Source organism: Pseudomonas bananamidigenes (genome assembly GCF_001679645.1).
In the GTDB taxonomy this organism is placed as follows: Bacteria; Pseudomonadota; Gammaproteobacteria; order Pseudomonadales; family Pseudomonadaceae; genus Aquipseudomonas; species Aquipseudomonas bananamidigenes.
Map to the genome: position 1 here is coordinate 36,483 of NZ_LRUN01000026.1, position 25,226 is coordinate 61,708.

At 61.7% G+C, this 25,226-nt stretch carries 24 protein-coding genes; 8 read left to right on the forward strand and 16 right to left on the reverse strand.

The features are described 5' to 3' along the window. Positions 1 to 56: 56 nt before the first annotated feature. From ilvD to BBF94_RS10220, 6 genes are all read right to left on the reverse strand, one after another. Positions 57 to 1,898 carry a dihydroxy-acid dehydratase gene (gene ilvD, locus BBF94_RS10195; protein ID WP_065258916.1) on the reverse strand — a complete coding sequence of 614 codons (1,842 nt, stop codon included), beginning with the start codon at positions 1,896 to 1,898 and terminating at the stop codon, positions 57 to 59. A 266-nt stretch (positions 1,899 to 2,164) separates the two neighbouring features. Then, positions 2,165 to 3,397 (reverse strand): multidrug effflux MFS transporter, encoded by a 1,233-nt coding sequence (locus BBF94_RS10200; RefSeq protein WP_065258917.1) that lies wholly within the window; start codon positions 3,395 to 3,397, stop codon positions 2,165 to 2,167. Next, a complete protein-coding gene (locus BBF94_RS10205; protein ID WP_065258918.1) occupies positions 3,390 to 4,346 on the reverse strand; it encodes a diiron oxygenase in 957 nt (318 codons plus the stop codon). Before BBF94_RS10205 ends, BBF94_RS10200 begins: the two co-directional genes overlap by 8 nt. Next, the gene (locus BBF94_RS10210) at positions 4,343 to 5,416 is read right to left on the reverse strand and encodes a SagB family peptide dehydrogenase (protein WP_065258919.1); all 1,074 of its coding nucleotides are present in this window, start codon (positions 5,414 to 5,416) and stop codon (positions 4,343 to 4,345) included. The genes BBF94_RS10205 and BBF94_RS10210 overlap by 4 nt, the downstream gene beginning before the upstream one ends. A 442-nt stretch (positions 5,417 to 5,858) precedes the next feature. Beyond that, complete coding sequence (locus BBF94_RS10215) at positions 5,859 to 7,055, reverse strand: class I SAM-dependent rRNA methyltransferase (protein WP_065258920.1); 1,197 nt, start codon at positions 7,053 to 7,055, stop codon at positions 5,859 to 5,861. A 112-nt stretch (positions 7,056 to 7,167) separates the two neighbouring features. Next, on the reverse strand, positions 7,168 to 7,707 hold the full coding sequence (locus BBF94_RS10220; RefSeq protein ID WP_065258921.1) for a type 1 glutamine amidotransferase domain-containing protein: 540 nt from the start codon (positions 7,705 to 7,707) through the stop codon (positions 7,168 to 7,170). Between the two features lie 227 nt (positions 7,708 to 7,934). Between BBF94_RS10220 and BBF94_RS10225 the strand changes: the two genes are divergently transcribed. The 3 genes from BBF94_RS10225 (at position 7,935) to BBF94_RS10235 (ending at position 9,978) form a co-directional block, all read left to right on the forward strand. Continuing rightward, on the forward strand, positions 7,935 to 8,747 hold the full coding sequence (locus tag BBF94_RS10225) for an HDOD domain-containing protein (RefSeq protein ID WP_176704441.1): 813 nt from the start codon (positions 7,935 to 7,937) through the stop codon (positions 8,745 to 8,747). A gap of 27 nt (positions 8,748 to 8,774) precedes the next feature. Continuing rightward, complete coding sequence (mutM, locus tag BBF94_RS10230) at positions 8,775 to 9,587, forward strand: bifunctional DNA-formamidopyrimidine glycosylase/DNA-(apurinic or apyrimidinic site) lyase (protein WP_065258923.1); 813 nt, start codon at positions 8,775 to 8,777, stop codon at positions 9,585 to 9,587. A gap of 67 nt (positions 9,588 to 9,654) precedes the next feature. Beyond that, positions 9,655 to 9,978, forward strand: a complete 324-nt coding sequence (locus BBF94_RS10235) for a multidrug transporter (RefSeq protein WP_065258924.1) — start codon at positions 9,655 to 9,657, stop codon at positions 9,976 to 9,978. 38 nt (positions 9,979 to 10,016) lie between these two features. On the opposite strand, the gene BBF94_RS10240 is transcribed toward BBF94_RS10235, so the two are convergent. The 5 genes from BBF94_RS10240 to BBF94_RS10260 all read right to left on the reverse strand — a co-directional run bounded on the left by BBF94_RS10240 (position 10,017) and on the right by BBF94_RS10260 (position 14,602). Further along, complete coding sequence (locus BBF94_RS10240; RefSeq protein WP_003195146.1) at positions 10,017 to 10,268, reverse strand: YfhL family 4Fe-4S dicluster ferredoxin; 252 nt, start codon at positions 10,266 to 10,268, stop codon at positions 10,017 to 10,019. A gap of 102 nt (positions 10,269 to 10,370) precedes the next feature. Further along, positions 10,371 to 10,850 carry a pantetheine-phosphate adenylyltransferase gene (gene coaD / locus BBF94_RS10245; protein ID WP_003229157.1) on the reverse strand — a complete coding sequence of 160 codons (480 nt, stop codon included), beginning with the start codon at positions 10,848 to 10,850 and terminating at the stop codon, positions 10,371 to 10,373. 115 nt (positions 10,851 to 10,965) lie between these two features. After that, the gene (locus BBF94_RS10250; RefSeq protein WP_065258925.1) at positions 10,966 to 12,561 is read right to left on the reverse strand and encodes a GMC family oxidoreductase; all 1,596 of its coding nucleotides are present in this window, start codon (positions 12,559 to 12,561) and stop codon (positions 10,966 to 10,968) included. A 40-nt stretch (positions 12,562 to 12,601) separates the two neighbouring features. Further along, positions 12,602 to 13,147, reverse strand: a complete 546-nt coding sequence (locus tag BBF94_RS10255) for a twin-arginine translocation pathway signal protein (protein WP_065258926.1) — start codon at positions 13,145 to 13,147, stop codon at positions 12,602 to 12,604. Positions 13,148 to 13,171: 24 nt separating this feature from the next. Next, positions 13,172 to 14,602, reverse strand: a complete 1,431-nt coding sequence (locus BBF94_RS10260) for a coniferyl aldehyde dehydrogenase (RefSeq protein WP_065258927.1) — start codon at positions 14,600 to 14,602, stop codon at positions 13,172 to 13,174. Positions 14,603 to 14,740: 138 nt separating this feature from the next. Here BBF94_RS10260 and BBF94_RS10265 point away from each other — a divergent pair, with 138 nt between their 5' ends. Together BBF94_RS10265 and BBF94_RS10270 are read left to right on the forward strand one after the other, a co-directional pair. Continuing rightward, positions 14,741 to 15,412, forward strand: a complete 672-nt coding sequence (locus BBF94_RS10265) for a TetR/AcrR family transcriptional regulator (protein ID WP_065258928.1) — start codon at positions 14,741 to 14,743, stop codon at positions 15,410 to 15,412. 27 nt (positions 15,413 to 15,439) lie between these two features. Further along, entirely contained in the window at positions 15,440 to 16,294 is an 855-nt protein-coding gene (locus tag BBF94_RS10270) for a sulfurtransferase (RefSeq protein WP_065258929.1), read from the forward strand. A 6-nt stretch (positions 16,295 to 16,300) separates the two neighbouring features. Here BBF94_RS10270 and BBF94_RS10275 read toward each other — a convergent pair whose 3' ends face one another. The 5 genes from BBF94_RS10275 to BBF94_RS10295 form a co-directional block, all read right to left on the reverse strand. Next, on the reverse strand, positions 16,301 to 17,131 hold the full coding sequence (locus BBF94_RS10275; protein ID WP_065258930.1) for an AraC family transcriptional regulator: 831 nt from the start codon (positions 17,129 to 17,131) through the stop codon (positions 16,301 to 16,303). A 4-nt stretch (positions 17,132 to 17,135) separates the two neighbouring features. Beyond that, positions 17,136 to 18,134 (reverse strand): hydrolase, encoded by a 999-nt coding sequence (locus BBF94_RS10280; RefSeq protein ID WP_065258931.1) that lies wholly within the window; start codon positions 18,132 to 18,134, stop codon positions 17,136 to 17,138. 63 nt (positions 18,135 to 18,197) lie between these two features. Then, the gene (gene rsmD / locus BBF94_RS10285) at positions 18,198 to 18,806 is read right to left on the reverse strand and encodes a 16S rRNA (guanine(966)-N(2))-methyltransferase RsmD (protein WP_065258932.1); all 609 of its coding nucleotides are present in this window, start codon (positions 18,804 to 18,806) and stop codon (positions 18,198 to 18,200) included. Next, positions 18,806 to 20,293, reverse strand: a complete 1,488-nt coding sequence (locus BBF94_RS10290) for a M16 family metallopeptidase (RefSeq protein WP_065258933.1) — start codon at positions 20,291 to 20,293, stop codon at positions 18,806 to 18,808. The genes rsmD and BBF94_RS10290 overlap by 1 nt, the downstream gene beginning before the upstream one ends. Beyond that, entirely contained in the window at positions 20,286 to 21,641 is a 1,356-nt protein-coding gene (locus BBF94_RS10295; RefSeq protein ID WP_065258934.1) for a M16 family metallopeptidase, read from the reverse strand. Before BBF94_RS10295 ends, BBF94_RS10290 begins: the two co-directional genes overlap by 8 nt. A 342-nt stretch (positions 21,642 to 21,983) precedes the next feature. Here BBF94_RS10295 and ftsY point away from each other — a divergent pair, with 342 nt between their 5' ends. The 3 genes from ftsY to ftsX are packed head-to-tail and all read left to right on the forward strand — an operon-like array spanning position 21,984 to position 25,197. Then, on the forward strand, positions 21,984 to 23,507 hold the full coding sequence (gene ftsY / locus BBF94_RS10305; protein ID WP_065258936.1) for a signal recognition particle-docking protein FtsY: 1,524 nt from the start codon (positions 21,984 to 21,986) through the stop codon (positions 23,505 to 23,507). Continuing rightward, on the forward strand, positions 23,504 to 24,175 hold the full coding sequence (ftsE, locus tag BBF94_RS10310) for a cell division ATP-binding protein FtsE (RefSeq protein WP_065258937.1): 672 nt from the start codon (positions 23,504 to 23,506) through the stop codon (positions 24,173 to 24,175). The genes ftsY and ftsE overlap by 4 nt, the downstream gene beginning before the upstream one ends. Next, complete coding sequence (gene ftsX, locus BBF94_RS10315) at positions 24,172 to 25,197, forward strand: permease-like cell division protein FtsX (protein WP_065258938.1); 1,026 nt, start codon at positions 24,172 to 24,174, stop codon at positions 25,195 to 25,197. Before ftsE ends, ftsX begins: the two co-directional genes overlap by 4 nt. Positions 25,198 to 25,226 lie beyond the last annotated feature (29 nt).

Below are 25,226 nucleotides of genomic sequence, written 5' to 3' on the forward strand. Positions count from 1 at the left end.
GCTGGAAAAAAATGCCCCGCACTTGGCGGGGCATTTTTGTTTCTGCGATTTGACCCTTACAGCCCGTCAAGCATTGCCTTGTTACGCACCGCACCCTTGTCGGCGCTGGTGGCCAGCAGGGCGTAGGCCTTGAGGGCGGTGGTCACTTTGCGTGGACGCTTCTCGACCGGTTTCCAGCCCTTCTTGTCTTGCTCGACCCGGCGTGCCGCCAGTTCTTCGTCGCTGATCAACAGGTTGATCGAGCGGTTCGGAATGTCGATCAGCACCTTGTCACCGTCCTGTACCAGGCCGATTGCACCGCCGGCCGCAGCCTCTGGCGAAGCGTGGCCGATGGACAGGCCGGACGTACCACCGGAGAAACGGCCATCGGTCAGCAAGGCGCAGGCTTTGCCCAGGCCCTTGGACTTCAGGTAAGACGTCGGGTAGAGCATTTCCTGCATGCCCGGGCCGCCTTTCGGGCCTTCATAGCGAATGATGACGATGTCGCCTTCCTTCACTTCGTCGGCGAGGATGCCGCGCACGGCGCTGTCCTGGCTTTCGAAGATCTTCGCGTTGCCTTCGAAGACGTGGATCGACTCGTCGACGCCGGCGGTTTTCACCACGCAGCCGTCGAGAGCGATGTTGCCGTACAGCACGGCCAGACCACCCTCTTTCGAGTAGGCATGTTCAACGCTGCGGATGCAGCCGTTTTCACGGTCGTCGTCCAGGGTTTCCCAGCGGGTCGACTGGCTGAACGCGGTTTGCGTCGGAATGCCGGCCGGGCCTGCCTTGAAGAAATGGTGCACGGCTTCATCGTCGGTCTGGGTGATGTCCCACCTGGCGATGGCTTCTTCCATGCTGCGGCTGTGCACGGTCGGCAGGTCGGTGTGCAGCAGGCCGCCACGGGCCAGCGAACCGAGGATGCTGAAGATGCCGCCGGCGCGGTGTACGTCTTCCATGTGGTACTTCTGGATGTTCGGCGCGACCTTGCACAGTTGCGGCACCTTGCGCGACAGACGATCGATGTCACGCAGGTCGAAGTCGATCTCGGCTTCCTGGGCGGCGGCCAGCAAGTGCAGGATGGTGTTGGTCGAACCGCCCATGGCGATGTCGAGCATCATCGCGTTCTCGAACGCCTTGAAGTTGGCGATGTTGCGCGGCAGTACCGACTCGTCGTTCTCGCCGTAGTAGCGTTTGCACAGTTCGACGATGGTGCGGCCGGCCTGCAGAAAGAGCTGTTCGCGGTCGCTGTGGGTGGCCAGGGTCGAACCGTTGCCCGGCAGGGCGAGGCCCAGGGCTTCGGTCAGGCAGTTCATCGAGTTCGCGGTGAACATGCCGGAGCACGAACCGCAGGTCGGGCAGGCACTGCGCTCGTACTCGGCAACCTTCTCGTCAGAAGCGCTGGAGTCGGCGGCGATGACCATGGCGTCGACGAGGTCGAGACCGTGGCTGGCCAGTTTGGTCTTGCCGGCTTCCATCGGGCCGCCGGAAACGAAGATCACCGGAATGTTCAGGCGCAGGGCGGCCATCAGCATGCCCGGGGTGATCTTGTCGCAGTTGGAGATACAGACGATGGCGTCGGCGCAGTGGGCGTTGACCATGTACTCGACGGAGTCGGCGATGATCTCGCGGCTCGGCAGCGAATACAGCATGCCGTCGTGGCCCATGGCGATGCCGTCGTCAACGGCGATGGTGTTGAATTCTTTCGCAACGCCACCGGCGCGTTCGATCTCGCGGGCAACCAGCTGGCCCAGGTCCTTCAGGTGCACATGGCCCGGGACGAACTGGGTGAAAGAGTTGGCAATCGCGATGATCGGCTTCTTGAAGTCGTCATCCTTCATCCCGGTGGCGCGCCACAGTGCGCGGGCGCCGGCCATGTTGCGGCCGTGGGTGGATGTTTTCGAGCGGTAATCTGGCATGGAGCACTCCGGGCGGCTAATCACTTACTAATCAGGTGCAAAAAGGGAGTGAGCTTCTATTGACGTCTGGAACACTCAGAAATGGCCGTGTGTCCTGATGTTGCCGATGACGTTGCGGGATCGCCGCTGGTCTCAGCCTGAGCTCATAAACCCGCCGGGGATGAATGGCGATGAATCTCGCGATTCTACACCGCTGGCGTCAGGAGGGAATGGCGCAAAACGTGGTTGCCGTGTAGACGCCGCGTGCGGAATGACGACCGGCAGGTTCAATCACCGCCCGGTTGCACAATGGCATTGGCGCGCAGGCCTTGGGCGCGACGGCTGATCCGGCTGTTCAAGGCGAGCGCCGCGCCACCGAGCACCACAAACGCGTAACCCATTGTGGATTGCAGATGGGTCGGGCTCAGGCTGATCAGTGCACTGATCAGGCCGCCGCAGATGAAAATGATCGTGCTGCCGGCCGAAGCCGAGGTCCCGGCGCTGTCCGGAAACAGGCTCATGGCCCGGGACGTGGCGGCCGGCCGGGCGATGGTGGTACCGGCGGTGCAGATCAGCATCGGGATCAGCACGGTAGCCGGAGCCAGTGTGAAGTTCGACGACAGGTACAGCAGGGTCACCCCGGCAAAGAGGATCAGGCTAAGGCCGACGACGATCTGCCGGCCACTGGTGATGCGCCTGCTCAGCACGCTGGCGAGGACGCCACCGGCGACATAGGCCGCACCGTAAATCAGCAGGATCAGGGAGAATTCGTAGGCGGACAGTTGCAACCGCTCCATGAAGATCAGTGGTGAGATCACGATGAAGGAAAAATGGCAGGCGAACGCAAATGCCGAAATCAGCCAGTAGCCGACAAAATCGAAATCTCCCAGGACCCGTCGGTAAGCCTTGAGAAAGTTTGTGCGTGTACCGCGGGTGGCCGGTCGGGTGTTCTCCAGAATCAGCCAGGCCTTGAACAGCACGACGGCTGATAACGCGATGAATACCCAGAAACTGCCGCGCCAGCCCAGTGTCGCCTGCAGGAACGTACCGGCAAGCGGCGATATCGAGATGAAAATCCCGCCGGCGGTGACCATCAGGATTCGCAGTCGATCACGTTCCTCGCCTTCGAACAGGTCCTGGACCAGCGCCTGGGACAGTACAAAGCAACCGCAGCCCAGTGCCTGAACGACCCGGAACATCAGAAACAGCGAATAATCAGCCGTCATGACACAGCCGAGGGCGCCGAGCATGGAAACGCTCATGCCGGCGAGCAGCAGCCCCTTGCGCCCGATCACGTCCGACAGTGGCCCGATCAGCAGCTGGGCGAAAGCGATACCGACGGCGAACAGGCTGATGGACAGCGCGATGTCGGCCGGATCGCTGCGAAAGTGTTCGGCCAGCGCCGGGAACGAAGGCAGCATGACATCCAGCGGGAATACGCCCAGCAATACCATCGCCAGTAACAGGCTGACGGCTGCGCGACGCTGTCGGGGCGCCACTGCGGAATTTCCTTTATCCATCAATCAGTCCTGCCTTGGCGAAAAGTATCCGGATTTGGGGTTCGGCGAAAAAACCTGCCTTTTTCAGTGCATTCAATGTGGCAATGCTGCCGGTCCGGGCGCGTCGTCGGTTGGCTTGCTCGGTGGTCAGTTCGTCGAGTATTTCGTGCACGGTGCTGTCGGCAATGCCGGCGTCGCCCAGGCTTTTTCGAAGCCACGGCTCATCGGCTTCGAAGAAGGTCTTGATGATTTCCAGGAGGGTGGTGGCCGCGAACGTCTGGTGTTGCGGATCCAGATGCCGCCAGAGGTAGCGGAATGCTTCAGTGAAATAGCGACTGTGGCGGGCTTCGTCGGTGAGGTGATCGCGCAGCATGTCGTTGACTCCGGACACCAGATTGTCCCGGCAGACATCGAGCAGTTCCCGGGCGATGATGGTTTCCGAGACGAAACCGAGCAGGAACGCTGTCAGCGGTCGTTGCGCATGAGGGCTTTTGGCGATCAGCGCTTCCATCCGGGTGATTCGCCTGGGCATTACCGGGCGACCGCTGATGGCGTAGATCCCGGCGATCTGTTCTGCGACCTGATGGGAGAACAGGGCGTGGTAACCCTCATCGGTGTAAAGCTGAAGTGCAGCGGTTTTCATGGAGAGCGGGACATCGACCGGCAGTTCACCGTGGACAATGACCTCCACGGCGCGATTGACGATACGGTGTTCGAGCAAAGTGGTGTAATCGAGAAAGTGCACCAGATGCCGGGCTGTGAGCCGGTGCAACACCGAACGACCTGCCGCCTCGATGGCCGGGTGGGCGAGATAGGGCAGAAATGCCGGTGGGAACCAGTGACGGGTTTCCAGTTGTTGCATCACGTCATCCGGCAGGCGGTAATCGTGGATGCTGGTACGTACCGAGGCACGCGTGTTCCAGTCGCTCAGGGTGAACTGAAAGGCTGGTTCCAGGGCGGTAGCGTTCATGTCTGCACCTCACGCAGCAGATCGCGCATTTCCTGACACATCGCCTGGCCGTCGCTTTCCCCGCATCCGATGAAGAACAGGGGTTGCTCCGCATTGTTGTCGAGTTTCAGCAGCCTCTCGACCTGGGTATCGGAAAATGCCCCCGTCAGCCAGGTGCCCATGCCCAGAGCCGTAGCGACCAGTTGAAACGTCTGTGAAAGATGCCCGGCTTCGACGAATGCCATTCGATAGGCGCGTGAATGCGCGTATTTCCACCAGAGACGATCGAACCGGGCTGTGATGAACAGCCCCAATGGCAGGTTGTTGATGAAGTGCTGTCCCCCCAGCAAATTGCCGGGTGGGGTGTCGGGCAAGGTGCCGATGAAGCTCAAGGCGTGTTCGGCTGGGTGATAGGCGTACAGGCCCGGGGCGAGCCCGGCGACATTCTGAACCACCGCGTAGCCCGCGCAGGCATTGAGCCCGCCACCGGACGGGCTGCTGCGACGCGCACCAAGTCCTTTGGCGATGGTGTCGTCGCGGTCGGCAGCCCGTTCTCGCAAATAGCCGAGTGACAGGTAAAGCAGGCTGCCGACATCGTCCAGCGACACGGCGGCGCCGGTGAAGGACCGGCAGGTTTTTCGCCGGGTGAGTGAGTTCAACAGGCTGTCGTCATTCAGTGCCGTTGGTGCCGGGAGTGCGATGAGCCTGTCGGGATCGTCATGCCCATGGGGATCGGTCGGTGGCGAAGTGGCAAGTACGGCGCTGCAATGTTCGAGATACTGCCTGGACCATTCCTGAATGTTTTGGGGGGGCTGCTCGCAGGGAATGTCCCGAGTACCGATATGGTAGATCTTCGATAGTTCATCCCAACCCCAGTCGGGCGTTGCGACTTTTGAAGGGGTCAGTATCCCGGCATTCAATAGTTGTATGTCTATAGGGTTGTTCTTGTCGAATGAGTTCGGCTCATGAATAAGTTGCGTCAGTCGAGTCGAGTATTCAACGCCAAGTTCGTGCTGGCTGTGATCTTTGTAGTTCCAGACTATCAGGCCGGGTGATTGGGGGAGTATGAATAAATAAGGATTTATATGCATGTCAGGGGCACGCTGCTCTGGATTGTCATTTCAGAGGCGCTGGATAGCCGGCGATACCCAGCGCCCACCTTACTTAACGGGCTTTAGGTGCAACCAGAAAAGCCAGGTTTGCGAGGGTGCGGGATTCCAGAGTAATTGCTTTCATGATTGAACTCCTTGTTCATTGTTGCTTCGTGTTAGTGGATGCCACCTTCGTGGTGACGACTTAATAATAGTTTGCAATGGATTAATCGCAAGCAGATATTAAGTAGGAATTATCCAGTAATTTTGTCGGAGTGATCTTCGGCTGGAAGTTGGTGTGTAAGTTAAATTTCAGTAAATAAGTTTTTAAGGAAATATCCTGCAAGACCGCAGGACGATAAATGTAGGAAAGGAAAGTGGGAGACAAAAAGAAGGGGAACCCGTGGGTTCCCCTTCACACCGCTTCAGTGCCGTGCCTCTGTCAGCTGTTTGGCAGCAGACGGCAGGTGATGCTCTTGATGTAGCGGGTTTCCGCAATGGCCGGGTGCACCGGGTGGTCCGGGCCCTGACCGCCGCGCTCCAGCAATTGAATGTTGCGGTCCAGGTGACGGGCGCTGGTCAGCAGGATGTTCTGCAGATCGTCCTCGGGCAGGTGCATCGAGCAGGATGCACTGACGAGAATGCCGTCCTTGGTCAACAGGCGCATGGCCTGTTCGTTCAAGCGGCGGTAGGCGCCTTCACCGTTCTTCATGTCCTTCTTGCGCTTGATGAACGCAGGCGGGTCGGCCACGATCACGTCGAAGCGCTCTTCGCCGGCCTTGAGCTCCTTCAGGGCCTCGAAGACGTCGCCTTCGATGCAGGTCATCTTGTCGGCGAAGCCGTTCAGCGCGGCATTGCGCTCGACGCCGTCGAGGGCGAAACCGGATGCGTCGACGCAGAACACTTCGCTGGCACCGAAAGCGCCGGCCTGTACGCCCCAGCCGCCAATGTAGCTGTAGAGGTCCAGAACCCGCTTGCCCTTCACGTAAGGGGCCAGGCGCGCGCGGTTCATGCGGTGGTCGTAGAACCAGCCGGTTTTCTGGCCACCGATCACTGGCGCTTCGAACTTCACGCCGTTCTCTTCCAGCGGCACCCACTCGGGCACGACGCCGAACACGGTTTCGACGTAACGCTCCAGACCTTCGGCATCACGGGCGGCGGAGTCGTTCTTGAACAGAATGCCGCTTGGCTTGAGCACTTGGGTCAGCGCAGCGATCACGTCTTCTTTATGGGCTTCCATGGTCGCCGAGGCGAGCTGCACCACAAGAATGTCGCCGAAACGGTCGACCACCAGGCCTGGCAGCAGGTCGGAATCACCGTAGACCAGGCGATAAAACGGCTTGTCGAACAGGCGTTCGCGCAGGGACAGGGCCACGTTCAGGCGATGCACCAGCAGCGACTTGTCCAGCGGCAGTTTGATGTCACGCGACAGCAGGCGGGCGCAGATCAGGTTGTTCGGGCTCATGGCCACGATCCCCAGCGGCTTGCCGCCGGCGGCCTCGAGGACCGCCTGGTCGCCGGCCTTGAAGCCGTGCAACGGGGTGGCGGCCACGTCGATTTCGTTGCTGTAGACCCACAGATGGCCGGCGCGCAGGCGACGGTCGGCGTTGGCTTTGAGGCGCAGGCTAGGCAGGGACATGACGTCGCTCCGAAAAAAAGAGCGGGAGTATACCGTGTTGCGCCTTGTGCCGGGTTTGGCGTGCGATGAAACGCGGCGGACCTCGTCACAAGCAGGTCCACCCGCCTGTGCTCTATGCCGACAGCGCGTCAATCAGCGCTTTGCTGAATGCCGGAATATCGTCCGGTTGGCGGCTGCTGATCAGGTTGCCGTCTTTTACGACTTCCTGATCGACCCAGTTCACCCCCGCATTGACCAGATCGTCCTTGAGTGTCTTGTAGCTGGTCATGGTCTTGCCATTGACCAGTCCGGCCGAAATCAGCAGCCAGCTGCCGTGACAGATCACCGCGATCGGTTTGCCGGCGGAGACACCGGTCTTGACCAGATGTTGCGCGTCCTGGTCGATGCGGATGGTGTCAGAGTTCTGCACGCCGCCCGGGAGCACCACGGCGTCGTACTGATCGATGCTTGCGCCCTGGAAAGTCTGGTCGACCTTGAAATCGTCCGCAGGTTTATCGTGGTTCCAGCCTTTGACGCTGCCGGTTTCGGCAGAAAGGATGTCAACCTGCGCTCCAGCCTGCTCGAGTGCCTGTTTGGGACCGGTCAGTTCAACTTGCTCGAAACCATCGGTTACCAGAAAAGCGACGCGCTTGCTGCCGAGAGAATTTGCCATCGTCAAGCTCCTGAGTCTGTTGGGATTGCTGCCCGAGACAGATGTAGAACTGTTCCGGGCCCTACAGATTCCGAAGGCCGGGGAAAAGTGAAAGTTCCTGCGAATTGCCCACTGATGTGTCGTTCGTCGGTTTTTAGGGGTTAGAATCGCCGCCTGTCCAAGAGTGTGTACTTATGTCCCAAGAGCTGACCACCGAACAGATTCAACAGTCCCTGCAGGGCATCAGCGTGCCGGCGCAGCCGCAGATCATGGTGGATCTGCAAATGGAGCAGTACATGCCGGACCCGGATCTGGAGACGATCGCCAAGCTGATCTCCCAGGACCCCGGCCTGTCCGGTTCGCTGCTGAAAATCGTCAATTCGCCGTATTACGGTCTGAGCAACAAGATCACTTCGATCAAGCGCGCGGTGAACCTGTTGGGCAGCCGCTCGATCATCAACCTGATCAACGCGCAGTCGATCAAGGGCGAAATGAACGACGACACCATCGTCACCCTCAACCGTTTCTGGGATACCGCCCAGGACGTGGCCATGACCTGCCTGACCCTGGCCAAGCGCGTCGGTACCGAAGCCTGCGACGAGGCCTATGCCCTGGGCCTGTTCCATGACTGCGGTGTGCCGCTGATGCTTCAGCGTTTCCCGGATTACATGACGACGCTCGAAAAGGCCTATGCCGATGCGGGTGCCGAACGCCGGGTGGTGGACACCGAGAACGATGTCTACAACACCAATCACTCGGTGGTCGGCTACTACACCGCCAAGTCCTGGCGCCTGCCGGAGCACGTCAGCGCGGCCATCGCGAACCATCACAACGCCATGGCCATCTTCAGCGACGACACTTCGCGCAATACCCAGATGAAAAACCTGCTGGCGATCCTGAAAATGGCCGAGCACATCTGTTCGTCGTACCGGGTGCTGGGCAATCAGAGCGAAGATTTCGAGTGGCACGCTGTCGGGCCGCTGGTGCTTGAATACATCGGTCTGTCGGACTACGACTTCGAAACCTTGAAGCAAACGATCCGCGAACTCGGCGCACACTGATCAAGACATTCATGATTCGAGACGCTCATGCCTGAATTGCCGGAAGTCGAAACCACCCGTCGCGGCATCGCCCCGCACCTCGAAGGCCAGCGGGTCAGCCGGGTGATCGTGCGTGACCGGCGGCTGCGCTGGCCGATTCCCGAGGACCTCGATGTGCGCCTGTCCGGGCAGCGCATCGTGCTGGTCGAGCGGCGCGCCAAGTACCTGCTGATCAACGCCGAAGCCGGTACGTTGATCAGCCATTTGGGCATGTCGGGCAATTTGCGGCTGGTCGAGGTCGGAATGCCGGCGGCCAGGCATGAGCATGTCGACATCGAACTGGAATCCGGTCTGGCCCTGCGCTACACCGATCCACGGCGTTTCGGCGCGATGCTCTGGAGCAACGACCCGCTCAATCATGAACTGTTGATTCGCCTGGGGCCGGAACCGTTGACCGATCTGTTCGATGGCGAACGGCTGTTCCAGCTGTCCCGTGGGCGTTCTATGGCGGTCAAGCCGTTCATCATGGATAACGCGGTGGTGGTGGGCGTCGGCAATATCTATGCGACCGAGGCATTGTTTGCCGCCGGCATTGATCCGCGCCGCGAGGCCAGAGGCATTTCCCGGGCGCGCTACTTGAAGCTGGCGATCGAGATCAAACGCATCCTCGCCGCCGCCATCGAGCGCGGCGGCACCACGTTGCGCGATTTCATCGGCGGCGACGGGCAGCCGGGGTATTTCCAGCAGGAGCTGTTTGTCTATGGCCGCGGTGGCGAGCACTGCAAGGTTTGCGGTACGGGTCTGCGGGAAGTGAAGCTGGGGCAGCGGGCCAGCGTTTTCTGTCCGCGCTGCCAGACCTGACGGGACGCTGAAAAAGTCCTACGGTCTATAGTGAGTTGTCTCACTGTTCAGCCCGAAGGATCGTGCCATGAAATCCTCGCAAGCCCTTTTTCTCGCACTGCTGCTGTGTGCCAGTCTGACCGTTCAGGCCACGGAAGGCGGCAGCGGTGATCCGCGTTACACCATCCAGAATCCACCGGCCTACGCCATGATCGGCGACATGCTGATTGCCCGACCGCTGCTGGTGGCCGCGACGGTGATCGGTGCAGGGGTGTTTGTGGTGTCGTTGCCGTTTACCGCCCTGGGTGGCGGTGTCGGCGATGCGGGGGAGGCGCTGGTGGTGGCGCCGGCGAAAGCGGCGTTCGTGCGCTGCCTGGGATGTACCGGGGAAGGATTCGAGCAGCGCGAATGACGCGATCGCAGCCTGGTGCTGCGATCGCGGTCAGCGACTCAGGCCTTGCCGGTAATCTTGCGGTACTTCTCCATCAACTGTTCTTCAGTCTCCGGATGGGCTTCGTCCAGTGGAATGCAATCCACCGGGCAGACCTGCTGGCACTGCGGCTCGTCATAGTGGCCGACGCACTGGGTGCACAGGTTCGGGTCGATCACGTAGATTTCTTCGCCCTGGGAAATGGCGGCGTTCGGGCACTCGGGTTCGCAGACGTCGCAGTTGATGCAATCGTCGGTGATGATCAGGGACATGCTTACTCCAGCCGGGGCGGCAGGCCCGGGCGCTATGAATCAATGCGCGCAATTGTGCCGCATTGGCGCCCGCAGTGCACGCGGGCGCCGTTTGAACGGTCGTTACTTCTTGAAGCGCAGGGTCAGGGCGTCGGCCACCGCCGGGTGGACGAACTTGCTGATATCGCCGCCCAGGGCCGCGATTTCCCGTACCAGCGTCGAAGAAATGAACGAATAACGCTCCGACGGGGTGAGAAACAGACTTTCCACATCCGGTGCCAACTGACGGTTCATGTTGGCCAGCTGGAATTCGTATTCGAAGTCCGACACCGCACGCAGGCCGCGCAGGAACACATTGGCGTTCTGTTCCTTGGCGAAATGCGCCAGCAGCGTCGAAAAGCCGACCACTTCCACGTTCGGCAGGTGCTTGGTGACTTCGCGGGCCAGCTCGACCCGTTGTTCCAGCGGGAACAGCGGATTTTTCTTGGGGCTGGCGGCGACGGCGATGATCACATGGTCGAACAGGCGCGAGGCGCGTTCGACCAGATCGCCATGGCCCTTGGTAATAGGGTCGAAGGTACCTGGGTACAACACTCGGTTCATCGCGTCGTCCTGGCGGGAATCCGTTGGGGAGTCGGATGGTATCGCAGCCGTCCCGGTCGGCCAAGTCGCCTTTTGGGTAAGAAAGCACGATGGGCAGTACGAATTTTCGGCTTTCTCAAGGGTTTTTCAGTCGTTCGCCGAGGGATGTCGCCAGTTGTGCTGTCAGGCCATACACCGACAACTGCGGGTTGGCGCCGATGCTGGTAGGGAACAGCGAGCCGTCGTGAATCGACAGATTGCGCAACTGGTGATGGCGGCCAAGGCTGTCGGTAACTGCGGTTTTCGGGTCTTCGCCCATGGCGCAGCCGCCCATGACATGGGCACTGCCCAGGCGTGTGCGGTACAGCTCAAGGCTCAAGCCGTCGATCATTGCCCGGGCCTCGGCCAGGCTGTTCACGTAGCGCGCATCCGCATGCATCGGCATCACCGCTTTTGCACCGCCGGCGAACTGGATTTCAGCCATGACGTGGAAAGCCCGGCGCAAACCGTCCCAGGCGTAGGGCGAAACCTGATAGTCGAGCACGGGCGAGCCGTCACCACGCAATTCGACACTGCCGCCCTGGCTATCGGGATGAAAACCGTCACGCAGCAACGCCAGCATGGCGTGGGTGTGCGGCAGATCCGCCATGTGCTGCGCGTTTTCCTGGCCGAAGCCGCCGAGCAGGGTGGCGGCCAGCGCCGGGTGCAACGGCGGCACTTCGAGTTTGAAAGCCATTGGCCCGGTGGTGCCGTCCTTCCACTGGAAATGGTCGGAGTAGATCGACTGCGGCGCTCCGTAAAACGGGTTGATGACCTCGTCGAAGCGCCCGGCGGACATGTTCACCGGGTGCAGGAACGTGCGCTTGCCGAGGCGTTTGTGCGGATCCGGTGCGTCCGAGCGCAGCAGCAGGGCAGGGCTGTTGATTCCGCCGCCGGCCAGCACGTAATGGCGAGCCTTGACCGTGATCTGCCGCCCGGTCGGCTCTACGCAACGTTCGTCCATCGCGACGCATTGCAGGCCGGTCACCTTGTCGCCGTTGATCAGCAGTTTTTCGGCGCGGGCCAGGTAGAGCAGCTCGCCACCCTTTTCCAGGGTCGCCGGAATGGTGGTGACCATCATCGATTGCTTGGCGTTGGTCGGGCAGCCCATGCCGCAGTAACCGAGGTTCCAGCAGCCGCGCACGTTGCGCGGGATCACGTGCCAGCTGTAGCCGAGTTGTTCGCAGCCCTTGCGGATCACGTCGTTGTTGGCGTTGGGCGGGACCATCCACGGCGCGACGCCCAGGCGCTGCTCCATTTTTTCGAACCACGGCGCCATGTCGGCGGGGCTGTGGCCTTTGACGTTGTGCTCTTTGGCCCAGTGTTCGAGGGTCGGTTCAGGTGTGCGAAAACTCGAGGTCCAGTTGATCAGGGTGGTGCCGCCCACCGCACGGCCCTGGAGGATGGTGATCGCGCCGTCCTTGCTCATGCGCCCGATGCCTTCCTGATAAAGGCTGCTGTAGGCCTTGTCTTCGAGCAGCTTGAAGTCGCTGCTGGTCTTGAGCGGGCCTTCTTCGATCAACAGCACCCTGTAGCCGGCGGCACTGAGGATTTCCGCCGTGGTGCCGCCGCCGGCACCGCTGCCGATGATCGCCACATCGGCTTCCAGGGCCAGGTCGTCGGTCAAATGTGCGCCGTTGTGGGTTTTCCAGCCACGGGCAAGGCCTTCGCGAAACGGGTCGGGTACGGGCATCGATCAGGTTCTCTTATTATTTTTCGGGGCGGCGCGGGACTTAAACCGTGGGCGGGCCGGGATAGCCGCAATGGGCCCAGGATTCGGCGCGGGTGTACCAGGCCATCATCACCATTTGCAGCAGGGAGCTATGCCCCATGCGCAAAAGGCTCAACGAACTGTTTTGCCAGCGATCGAGAAAGTGCCGGATTGCCTCGGGACTGGCATTTTCCCAACTGCCCCAGATGCCGGTCAGCGGTCCGCGGGTCACGGCCATGCCCAGCACGTCGAACAATTGCCGGGTGAGCTTGAGCATTTCCGGTGACAGGTGATCGAGGCTGTAGTCCAGGGATTTCAAGGTGTCATCGACAGCCGTGGGCATTTTTCCCCCGGCGACGGCGCCTTCGAGCATCACCGGAATCACGGCGCGCAGAAACAGCAGATCCCCGCTGCGCAACGTGCTGAAACCGTTGGCCGATACGCTCGATGAGCAGCCACTGAGGCTGGCACCAAGACCGGCAGTGGCGAGGAAAGCCGTGGCGCCGAGGCTGAATTTGAGCAGACCTCGGCGCGAGAAGGCAGGTGTTTCGGTCAGGCTTGGGTGCATTGTTGTTATTACCCGGCGGTGACGTTAGCGAATGAACAGTTTCTGGATCAGTTTCTGGATTGATTTGCCGTAAGGCGGATAGATCAGCCTTGCCGCGTTGAAGCGCTGTTTGACCAGCACACTCTTCGCCTTGCTGAAGGTCAGGAAGCCTTCATGCCCGTGGTAGTGGCCCATCCCCGACGGGCCGATGCCGCCGAATGGCAAGTCGTCCTGAGCCACGTGCAGCAAGGTGTCGTTCAGGCACACCCCGCCGGAATGGGTTTCATGGAGTACGCGGTTCTGTTCGCGTTTGTCGTAGCCGAAGTAGTAAAGCGCCAGAGGACGAGGCCGCTGATTGATGTAAGCGAATGCCTGATCCAGGTCCTGATACGGCACGATCGGCAGCAGCGGGCCGAAGATTTCGTCCTGCATCACGGTCATTTCATCGCTGACGTTCAGCAGCAGGCTGTGGGGCATGCGCCGGCCCTGACCCTGGTCGAACAGCGGAATCAACAACGCTCCCTTGCCGGTGGCATCGCTGAGGTAGCCGTTCAGGCGCGCCAGTTGGCGTTCGTTGATGATGGCGGTGTAGTCCGGGTTGTCGGTCAGTGTCGGATAAAACCCGCACACCGCCTGACGATAGGCTTCGACGAAAGCGCCGACCCGCTCTTGCGGCACCAGCACGTAATCCGGGGCGACGCAGGTCTGGCCGGCGTTGAGGGTCTTGCCGAAGGCGATGCGTTCGGCGGCGTCCTTGAGCGGTACGTCGCGGGAGACGATGGCGGGCGACTTGCCGCCCAGTTCCAGAGTCACCGGTGTGAGGTTTTCAGCCGCGGCACGCATCACATGCTTGCCAATGCTGGTGGCGCCGGTGAACAGCAGGTGATCGAAGCGCAGTTTCGAGAAGGCCACGCCGACATCGGCCTCGCCGAGCACCACGCAGACCAGGTCTTCGGGGAAGATCCGCGCCAGCAATTCCTTGAGCAGCAGACCGGTGGCCGGGGTCGACTCGCTGAGCTTGAGCATCACACGGTTACCGGCGGCGAGAGCGCCGGTCAACGGGCCCATGGCCAGGAACAACGGGTAGTTCCAGGGCACGATGACACCCACTACGCCCAGCGGCTGGTACACGACTTTGGCCGACGCCGGCTGGAACGCGACGCCGACCTTGCGCCGCGAAGGTTTCATCCACTGATTGATATGCCGACTGGCGTAATGAATGCCGTGCAGGCTCGGCATCAGCTCGGCGAGCAGGGTTTCATCGGCGCTGCGATGGCTGAAGTCCGAACTGATGGCCTCGACCAGTGCCTGCCGTTCGCTGCTCAGCAGATCGCGCAGGGCCTTGAGCCATTGCTGGCGCTGGGCGGCGGGCGGCATCGGGTTGGCGGCGTAGGCGGCGCGCTGCGCCTCGAACAACCGGGTGAGCTCCTCCAGCGGCTGTTGCAGCGTTTGCAGGTAGGCGATGTCGGCTGTCATTGTCGGCTCCGGTTTTATTATCGTGAGGAACTTTTTAGAGTCTATGCTCTAGAAAGTCAAATGACTTCCTTGTGTTTTATCCAATTCCGGTTAGGCCGTAAGATGCCCTCCAACGCACTCTGAATTAAAGCTCAAGCCATGGCCCCACGGATCAAAACCAGCGAGCGCATCGTGCAGAACAGCCTCGAGCTGTTCAATCAGCAGGGCGAGCGCAGCATCAGCACCAACCACATCGCCGCCCACATGGAGATTTCTCCGGGCAATCTGTACTACCACTTCCCCAACAAGCAGGCGATCATCGCCGTGCTGTTCAGTGAGTACGAAAGCCTGGTGGACAGCTTTCTGCGCCCGCCCCAGGGCCGTGCCGCGACCGTCGAGGACAAGCGCTTCTACCTCAAGGAACTGCTGTCGGCGATGTGGCGCTACCGTTTCCTGCACCGCGATCTCGAGCACCTGCTCGACAGCGATCCGGACCTGGCCGCGCGTTACCGGCGCTTTTCCCAGCGTTGCGTGATTCAGGGCGCGGCGATCTATGAAGGTTTCGTCGCCGCCGGCATCCTGAAGATGGACCGGGTGCAGATCGAATCCCTGACCCTCAACGCGTGGATCATCCTCACCTCGTGGGTGCGCTTCCTGTGTACGACCCGGGAGAACTCCAATCACCTCAGCGAGCAGGCCATCAAACGCGGCGTGTATCAGGTGCTGGTGCTGGAAGCGGGGTTTGTCACCGAGCAGGCCCGCGATGAGGTCAACGCACTGTTCGAAGAATTCTACGTACCGTTGGCCCAGGCCCTCGAAGAAAGGTCCTGACCCATCCGCTCACAGGAGTCGTTCGCCATGCCGATTGCACAACTGATCAGCCCGACCACGCTGGAGGCCCGCAAGGAGCAGCCGGGGCTGGTGATTCTCGATTGCCGTTTTGCCCTCGAAGACCCGGACTACGGCCAGCGCAGCTATGCCGAAGGGCACATTGCCGGGGCGAGTTTCGCGGATCTGGAGCGCGACCTCAGCGGCCCGGTGACCAAGGGCGTGACCGGGCGTCATCCGTTGCCGGAGCCGGCGGCGTTGATCGAGCGTCTTCAGTCATTCGGCATCAACAACGACAGCGACGTGGTTCTGTATGACGACGGTCCCGGAGCCTATGCGGCGCGGGCCTGGTGGTTGCTGGCATGGCTGGGCAAGCGCGACGGCGTGTTCATTCTCGATGGCGGGCTCAAGGCCTGGCACGCGGCCGGTCTGCCGCTGAGTCTCGATCCGCCGGCAACGGTCCGGGGCAACTTCAGCGGTCATCCGGACAAAACACTGCTGCTCGGCGCCGAGCAATTGCAGCAGCGCCTCGGTCAGCCCGGCCTGACCCTGCTCGATGCCCGCGCCTTGCCGCGCTTCAAGGGCGAACTGGAGCCGATCGATCCGATAGCCGGGCACATTCCAGGCGCGCAATGCGCGGCGTTCACCGACAATCTGGGCAGCGACGGACGCTTCCTGCCGGCGGACCAGCTCAGGCAGCGTTTCGCCGCGAAACTCGGCGAGCGGTCGCCGGCCGATCTGGTGGCGTACTGCGGCTCCGGGGTGACGGCGTGTCACAACCTGTTCGCCCTGTGTCTGGCGGGTTATCCGTTGGGTACGTTGTATGCCGGGTCGTGGAGCGAGTGGATCAACGAGCCTTCGCGCGGGATCGCCACCGGCGAGTAAGCGCGTTCAGCGCTCCAGCCGCGCACTGCGATAGGCCGCCGGCCCCACGCCATAAACCTGTTTGAACTGCCGGCTCAGATGACTCTGGTCGGCAAACCCCAGTTGCGCGGCGACTTCCACCGGCAGGCAGCCACTCTGCAACAGGCCCCGTGCGCGGGCGATCCGTTGCTGCATCAGCCAGGTGTGCGGCGGCATGCCGGTAGTGCGGCGAAACACCCGGGCGAAATGGAAGGGCGACAGGTTCACCGCCGCGGCCAGTTCTTCCAGCGAGGGTGGGGCCGCCAGTTGTGCATGCAGCAACTCCTTGGCCATCACCACTGCGCGGTGCTCTTTTCCGGGTTTGCCGTTGATCCGCACTGCGGCATGGCGTTGCAGCAGCAACATCATCATTTCGCGCCACACCGTCTGCTGTTGCAGGGCGGTGGCGGGGCTTTCCAGCAAGCGGTGCAACTGGCTGAAGCCGTTGACCAGATCCGGATCGCGATACAGCGTCGCGCCGAAGGCCGGCATCGGCGCGGTCGGCAATTCCAGTTCTTCAAGCAGCGAGGCAATCTTGCAGGTGTCCGGGTAGAACGCCCGATACAACCAGCCGTCCTCGGTGCCTTTGTGGCCGGTGTGCAATTCATCCGGGTTGATCAGCACCAGCGTGCCGCTGCCGGCCAGGTGTTCGGCACCGCGGTAACGGTAGCGCTGGGCGCCGGCCATGATCATGCCGATCACGTAGCCGTCATGAACATGGGGGGCGAAACGATGCTCGATGTAACGTGCCGAAAGCAGTTCGACGCCGGCCAGCGGCGCGGTTTGCCAGAAACGGATCGATTCGCCCTGATCGTTCATGACGTCAGCCGCGCGCCGTGTCGGCCAGCCATTGGGGAATGCGCCGTTCCAGGTAATAGCCCGGCTGGCGGAACGAGCCGTCGACGAAACCGACATGCCCGCCCTTGTTCTGCAATTCGAACTGCGTCGATGCCGACAGCTCACCGGCCTGTGGCAGGCTGTGCGGGAACACGAACGGATCGTCTGCCGCCTGAATGATCAGGGTCGGCGTTCGGATCTCGCCGAGATAGTAGCGGCTCGACGCGCGGCGATAGTAATCCTTGGCATCGACAAAGCCATTCAATGGTGCAGTCACACGGCCATCGAAATCCCAGAAGGTGCGCATGTTTTCCAGCGAACCAAGGGCGGCCAGTGCGGCGAGACCGTCCTCGCGGCCGTCATGCTGGAACTGGCGTTGCTTGTTCTTGATGTAGGCCACCATCTCGCGCATGAAGTGCGCTTGATAGACCTTTGAAAACCCTTTGCCGATGCGGTCGGCACATTGATCAAGACGAAACGGCACCGACACCGCCACCGCCCCGAGCACGCCGCTGGCGCTACCGGATTCCCCCAGATGCTTGAGCAACACGTTGCCCCCCAGGGAGTAGCCGACCGCATACAGCGGCGCCAAAGGGCGTTTGGCCTTGAGGTGGCGAATGGTTTCGGCAAGGTCTTCGCTGGCGCCGGAGTGGTAGCTGCGCGGCAACAGGTTCGGTTCACCCGAGCAGCCACGCCAGTTCAGGGCGACGCTGGCCCAGCCTTGAGCGGCGAGCGCCGCCTGGATGCCGGCGACGTAAGGCGAATTGGAAGAACCGGTCAGCCCGTGCAACACCAGCACAAGCGGTGCTTCGGCGCTGTGCGGGCCGTGCCAGTCGAGGTCGAGGAAATCGCCGTCTTCCAGCCACAGTCGTTCGCGCTGGCGATCAAGGTGCACGGTTTTGCGCCACAACGGCCCCCACAGGGTTTGCAGGTGTGGATTGCCAAGGCCGAAGGCGGGGATGAACGGTTTTGACGAAAGGGACACGATGGCTCTCGATGCAGCGCAGCGAGCCTCGGCTGAAGCCCGCTGCTTTTTCAGGCCGGTCGGTTAACCGGTGATCACTGCCATACGTTGCCACAACGCGTAATACACCTGCCCGGATTTTTGCTCGCGGTGCAAGCGCCAGTTGCCTGGCAGACCGAGGATCGATGGCGCGGTTTCGCTTTCAGTGTAGATCCACGCATCGTCGGCCAGCCATTGGCGTTCTTCCAGCAGCGTGCAGGCGGAGGGCAGCAGGTTCTGGTTGAACGGCGGGTCGAGGAACACCAGATCGAACGCGGTTGCAGGCTGGGTTTCCAGGTAGCGCAAGGCATCGGCGGTCTGCACCTGGCCGTTGGTGCAGCGCAGGGTGCCGAGGTGTTCTTTCAGGCTGGAGACCGCAACGTGGCTGGCGTCCAGCGCCTGACCCATGGCTGCGCCACGGGACAGCGCCTCCAGAAACAGCGCGCCGCTGCCGGCGAACGGATCAAGCACCTTGGCTCCGGCAACGTACGGCGCGAGCCAGTTGAACAGGGTTTCACGCACGCGGTCCGGCGTCGGGCGCAGGCTCGGCACATCGGGGAAGCTCAGTTTGCGGCTGCGCCATTCGCCGCCGATGATGCGCAACTGGTTCACGCCGTTGTGCTGTTTTTGTGCAGGTTTTTTCGGACTGGCCATTAATGCTCCGGAACCCCGAGCGGCTGCTCGGCGGGTTTGTCAGATGGGGCCGGTAACGGCTTTTGCGGCACGGTCGGGCCAGCGCTGACGATGACCATTTTGTCCGTGCTCAGGTGTTTGTTCAGGGCGTCGCGCACCTGCTCGACCGTCAGGCTCTGGGACTGACGCATGAAGTCGTCCAGATAGCTCAGCGGCAGGTTGTAGAAACCCATGGCGCCGAGCTGGCCGACGATGTCGGCGTTGCTCGCGGTGGACAGCGGGAAGCTGCCGGCCAGTTCGCGTTTGGCGTCGTCGAGTTCCTTTTGGGTCGGACCGGTCTTCAGGTAGTCGGCGAGCACGTCCTGCACCAGTTTAAGGGTGCCTTCGCTCATTTCCGCACGGGTCTGCAGATTGATCATGAACGGACCGCGTGCCTGCATCGGGCTGAAGGCCGAGTAAACACCGTAGGCCAGGCCGCGTTTCTCGCGGACTTCACTCATCAAACGGGTGCCGAAACCACCCCCACCCAGGATCTGGTTGCCCATCGACAGCGCGGCGTAGTCCGGGTCGTCGCGGTCGATGCCCAGTTGCGCGAGCATCAGGGTGGTCTGCTTGGACGGGAACTCGATGTGGCCGACGCTGGCCTTCGGCTCCTGCGGCTGGGCGATCTTCGCCAGTGCCGGGCCTTTCGGCAGGGCGGCAGAGACCTGACTGGCAATCGCCTCGGCTTCACTGCGGGACAAATCGCCCACCAGCGCAATGACCGCGTTGCCGGCCGCATAGGCTTTGGCGTGGAATTCACGCAGTTGCGCCAGGGTGATTTTCGGCACGCTTTGCGCGCTGCCATCGCTGGAATGGGCGTAAGGATGATCACCGTACAGGCGCTTCATCAATTCCAGGCTGGCGAGCTTGCCGGGGTTCTGTTTCTGGTACTCGAAACCGGCGAGCATCTGGTTCTTGATGCGTGCAAGGGAATCGGCGGGGAAGGTCGGTTTGCCGATCACCTCCGAGAACAGCTTCAGCGCCGGTTCGCGCTTGTCGGCGGCACTCAGGCTGCGCAACGAGACGATGGCCATGTCCTTGTAGGCGCCGTTGCCGAAGTCCGCGCCCAGGCCTTCGAAGCCTTGGGCGATGGCGCCGACATCCTTGCCCGCCACGCCTTCATTGAGCATGGCGTTGGTCAGCAGCGCCAGGCCCGGCGCATTGCCGTCCTGGCTGCTGCCGGCGGAAAAGATCAGGCGCATGTCGAACATCGGCAGTTCACGCGCTTCGACGAACAACACCTTGGCGCCTTCGGCGGTGTTCCAGGTCTGCACGTCGAGCTTGCGGCTGGCCGGGGCCTTGCCGTCGAGTTCGGCCAGCGATTGCAGCTTCTGGCTGGACTTGGCGTTATCCAGGGCTTCGCTGGCCTTGCTGTTGTCGCCAGGCGCCAGATACAGCGCGGCGGAGCCGATCACCGCCACGGCGATCAGGCCGAGCAGCAGGCGTGGGGTTTTGCGCTCACTCATGAGTCGTCTCCAGTGGCAGGACGTGGGCGACGCTGAGACGTTCGCGGGTGAAATACTGTTTGGCGGCGTTCTGGATGTCTTGCGGGGTGACGCTTTCCAGATCGGCCAGTTCGGTGTCCATCAATTTCCACGACAGGCCGACGGTCTCCAGTTGGCCGATGGCCGTGGCCTGGCTGGTGATCGAGTCGCGCTCGTAGACCAGGCCGGCGATGACTTGCGCCCGCACCCGCTCCAGTTCTTCGGCAGACGGTGCGGTGGTTTTCAGCTGGTCCAACAGCTTCCACAGGCCGGCTTCAGCCTGGGCCATGGTCTTTTTCTTCTGGGTGTTCGGCGTGGCCGACAGGGTGAACAGGCTGTCGCCGCGGGTGTAGGCGTCGTAGCTCGACGAGCCGCCGGACACCAGCTCTTCACCGCGCTCCAGTTGTGTCGGGATACGACCACTGTAGCCGCCGTCCAGCAGGGCCGAGATCAGACGCAAGGCGTTGATCGAGCGCTTGTCTTCGGAGGTGGCAAGGCTCGGCACGTTGAAACCGAGCATGAGGCTGGGCAGTTGGGTCTGCACGTGCAGCGTGATCTGGCGCTCGCCAGGTTCGGCCAGTTCCAGCGGTTTTTTCGATGGAGGCACGTCACGTTTCGGGATCGGCCCGAAGTAGCGCTGGGCGAGGGTTTTCACTTCGTCCGGGGTCACGTCACCGACCACCACCAGCGTGGCGTTGTTCGGCACATACCAGGACTGATACCAGTGGCGCAGCTCTTCGACTTTCATCCGGTCAAGGTCGGCCATCCAGCCGATGGTCGGCGTGTGATAACCGCTGGCCGGATAGGCCATGGCCTTGTAGCGCTCGTAGGCCTTGGACATCGGCTTGTCGTCGGTGCGCAGGCGGCGCTCTTCCTTGATGACTTCGATTTCCTTGGCGAACTCGTCGGCCGGCAGACGCAGGTTGGCCATGCGGTCGGCTTCCAGTTCGAAGGCCACGCCCAGGCGGTCGCGGGCCAGCACTTGGTAATAGGCGGTGAAGTCATCGCTGGTGAAAGCGTTCTCTTCGGCGCCGAGGTCGCGCAGGATCAGCGAGGCTTCACCGGGGCCGACTTTCTCGCTGCCCTTGAACATCATGTGCTCCAGGGCATGGGACAGACCGGTCTGGCCCGGAGTCTCGTAGCTGGAGCCGACCTTGTACCAGACCTGTGACACGACGACCGGTGCGCGATGGTCTTCGCGCACGACGACCTTCAGGCCATTGTCGAGGGTGAATTCGTGAGTCGGCTGCGGATCCGCCGCCAGGGCCGCAAGCGGCAGACAGACGGTGCCGAGCAGCAGGCCGGCGGCGCGGCGGGCTAGTGCATTCATTCTTTTTCAAACCTGTTGGACGGCCCGCTTGGTCTTAGCGTCGGCGGGCGAGAGGGTGCTAGGATACTGATCCGTTTTAACGGCTACCACGCCTATCAGATTTCGAAACATGATCAGGCTGTATGGGTTTGCGGCAGAAGGCTTTGGTTTATCAGCTAAACTTCGCCTTTTCGCCGATTTTGCCGGTTTGTCCTTCATTAAAACGATCCTTTGGGGTGCCGCCGGTGCCTCGACAAAATGTTGCGCGTGAACAAGCTGGATGAAACACAGTCTGTTCTGCATCGAATTTTTATTTGCCGGGGCGCCTGATGGCGCGTCGCTACCGTGAGATAGCCGTCCTCCATGTTTGGTTCCAACGACGACAAGAAGCACCCAGCTGCTGCTGGTGAGAAGAAAGGCCTGTTCGGATGGCTGCGCAAGAAAACGCAGGAAACCGTCGTTGAACAGCCGACAGCGGCTCCCGAGCCGACACCTGCTCCCGCCCCTGTGGCGCAAGAGCCGGCTCCGGTTGTCCTGCCGATTGCCGAGCCTGTCCTGCAACCGGCGGTCGAGGCCGAGCCGCAAATCCAGGCGGCTGCCGACCTGGCACCGGTCGCCGAGCCATGGTTGACCCTGCCAGTGGCGGAGGAGCCGGTGGCGCTGGTCGAAGAGGCCGCCGAGCACGTGACGCCGCCGATTCCGGCAGCGGTCGCATCGGTCGCCGAGCCGGTGGTCGTGCCCGTCGCCGAGCCTGAGCCGGTTGTCATTGAACCTGTCGCGGTTGCGCCGGTGGTTGAAGCCGCCGAACCTGCACCTGCACCTGCACCTGCACCTGCACCTGCACCTGCACCTGCACCTGCACCTGCACCTGTTGCCGCCGCGCCTGTCGTTCCCGCCGTTCCTGTTGAATTGCCCGTGGACGCTCCGGTGGAGCCTGCGCGCACCGAAGAAACCAAGGCCGGTTTCTTCGCCCGCCTCAAGCAAGGCCTGTCCAAGACCAGTGCCAGCATCGGCGAGGGCATGGCCAGCCTGTTCCTCGGCAAGAAAGCCATCGATGACGATCTGCTCGACGACCTCGAAACCCGTCTGCTGACCGCCGACGTTGGCGTCGAGGCCACATCGGTGATCATCCAGCGCCTGACCCAGAAGGTCGCACGTAAAGAACTGGCCGATTCCGACGCACTGTACAAATCCCTGCAGGCCGAGCTGGCCGCGATGCTCAAACCGGTCGAGCAGCCGTTGAAGATCGTTTCGCAGAACAAGCCGTTCGTGATCCTGGTGGTCGGCGTCAACGGTGCCGGCAAGACCACCACCATCGGCAAGCTGGCGAAGAAACTGCAGCTGGAAGGCAAGAAAGTCATGCTCGCCGCCGGTGACACCTTCCGCGCTGCGGCGGTCGAGCAATTGCAGGTCTGGGGCGAGCGCAACAGGATTCCGGTGATCGCCCAGCACACCGGTGCCGATTCGGCTTCGGTGATCTTCGACGCCGTGCAGGCTGCCAAGGCCCGTGGCATCGACGTGCTGATCGCCGACACCGCCGGTCGCCTGCACACCAAAGACAACCTGATGGAAGAACTGAAAAAGGTTCGCCGGGTAATCGGCAAGCTCGACGCCGATGCGCCGCACGAAGTGCTGCTGGTGCTCGACGCCGGTACTGGCCAGAACGCCATCAACCAGGCCAAGCAATTCAACCAGACCGTCGAACTGACCGGGCTGGCGCTGACCAAGCTCGACGGCACCGCCAAAGGCGGGGTGATTTTCGCCCTGGCCAAGCAATTCGGCCTGCCGATCCGCTACATCGGCGTCGGTGAAGGCATCGACGATCTGCGTACCTTTGAAGCCGAACCCTTTGTCCAGGCACTGTTTGCCGAGCGGGAGCGTTCATGATTCGTTTCGAACAGGTCGGTAAGCGCTACCCGAACGGTCACGTCGGCTTGCATGAGCTGAGCTTTCGAGTCCGTCGCGGCGAATTCCTGTTTGTCACCGGCCATTCCGGTGCCGGTAAATCCACGTTGCTGCGCCTGCTGCTGGCGATGGAGCGTCCGACCAGCGGCAAACTGCTGCTGGCCGGGCAGGACCTGAGCACCATCAGCAATGCGCAGATTCCGTTCCTGCGCCGGCAGATTGGCGTGGTGTTCCAGAATCACCAATTGCTGTTCGATCGCACGGTGTTCAACAACGTTGCGTTGCCGTTGCAGATCCTCGGACTGTCCAAGCCTGAAATCGCCAAGCGAGTGGATTCAGCGCTGGAGCGCGTGGCGCTGTCGGACAAGGCCGATCTATACCCCGGCGACCTGTCCACCGGTCAGCAACAGCGTGTCGGCATTGCCCGCGCCATCGTTCACCGCCCGGCCCTGCTGCTGGCGGACGAACCGACCGGTAACCTCGACCCGCGTCTGGCGGCCGAAATCATGGGCGTGTTCGAAGACATCAATCGCCTGGGCACCAGCGTGCTGATCGCCAGTCACGACCTGGCGCTGATCGCACGCATGCGTCATCGCATGCTGACCCTGCAACGCGGCCGATTGATCGGCGACGGGGAGGCCGGTGTATGAGTGCTACACGCAGTCCGAAGGTTTCCGAACGCGTGGCCCCGAAGGCCGCCGATCCGCAGCCGCCCAAAAAGAAAAAACACGACGAGGACGATGGTCCGGATTTCGCCACGCTGCTTCATGCCTGGATCGAAAGCCATCGCGCCAGCTGGATCGACAGCCTGCGCCGCCTCGGCAAGCAGCCGATCGGCAGCTTCTTCACCTGCATGGTGATGGCGGTCGCGCTGAGCCTGCCGATGGGCCTGTCATTGTTGCTGAACAATGTCGAACGTCTGGGTGGTTCGTGGCAGCGGGCGGCGCAGATCTCGCTTTATCTGGAGCTGGAAGCCAGTCCGGCTCAGGGTGAAGCGTTGCGTGACCAGATCAAGGGCATGCCGGGCGTGGCTGATGCTGAATATGTCGGTCGTGAGCAGGCGCTGGAAGAGTTCCAGCAGCAGTCCGGATTGGGCGAGGCCCTGCGCGAGCTGCCGGAAAACCCGCTGCCGGGCGTTGTGCTGGTGACGCCGAACGAGGTCGACAAGCCGACCCTGGAAGCATTAAGACAAAAACTTTCCGAACTGCCCAAGGTACAACAGGCGCAACTTGATCTAGTCTGGGTCGAGCGTCTGGCGGCCATCCTCAAGCTCGGCGACCGCTTTGTCTTCGGTCTGACGGTGTTGCTGGTTTCCGCATTACTTTTGGTGATAGGCAATACCATTCGTCTTCATATTGAAAACCGCCGCACAGAGATAGAAGTGATTAAACTCGTCGGCGGCACCGACAGCTATGTGCGCCGTCCCTTCCTTTATATGGGCGCGTTGTATGGCTTCGGTGCAGGGCTGCTGTCCTGGGGTGTGCTGGCGTTCGGCCTGAACTGGCTGAACGACGCGGTGGTCGGGCTGGCCGGCTTGTACGGCAGTGATTTCGCACTGGCCGGAGTGCCAGTTGCCGACGGTCTGTCGCTCTTGCTTGGCGCGGTGCTGTTGGGTTATATCGGTGCATGGATTGCAGTCGCACGTCATCTCAGGGAGCTGGCGCCGAAGTAGAATCTTTTTTGCGCGTGATTGACCTCGCG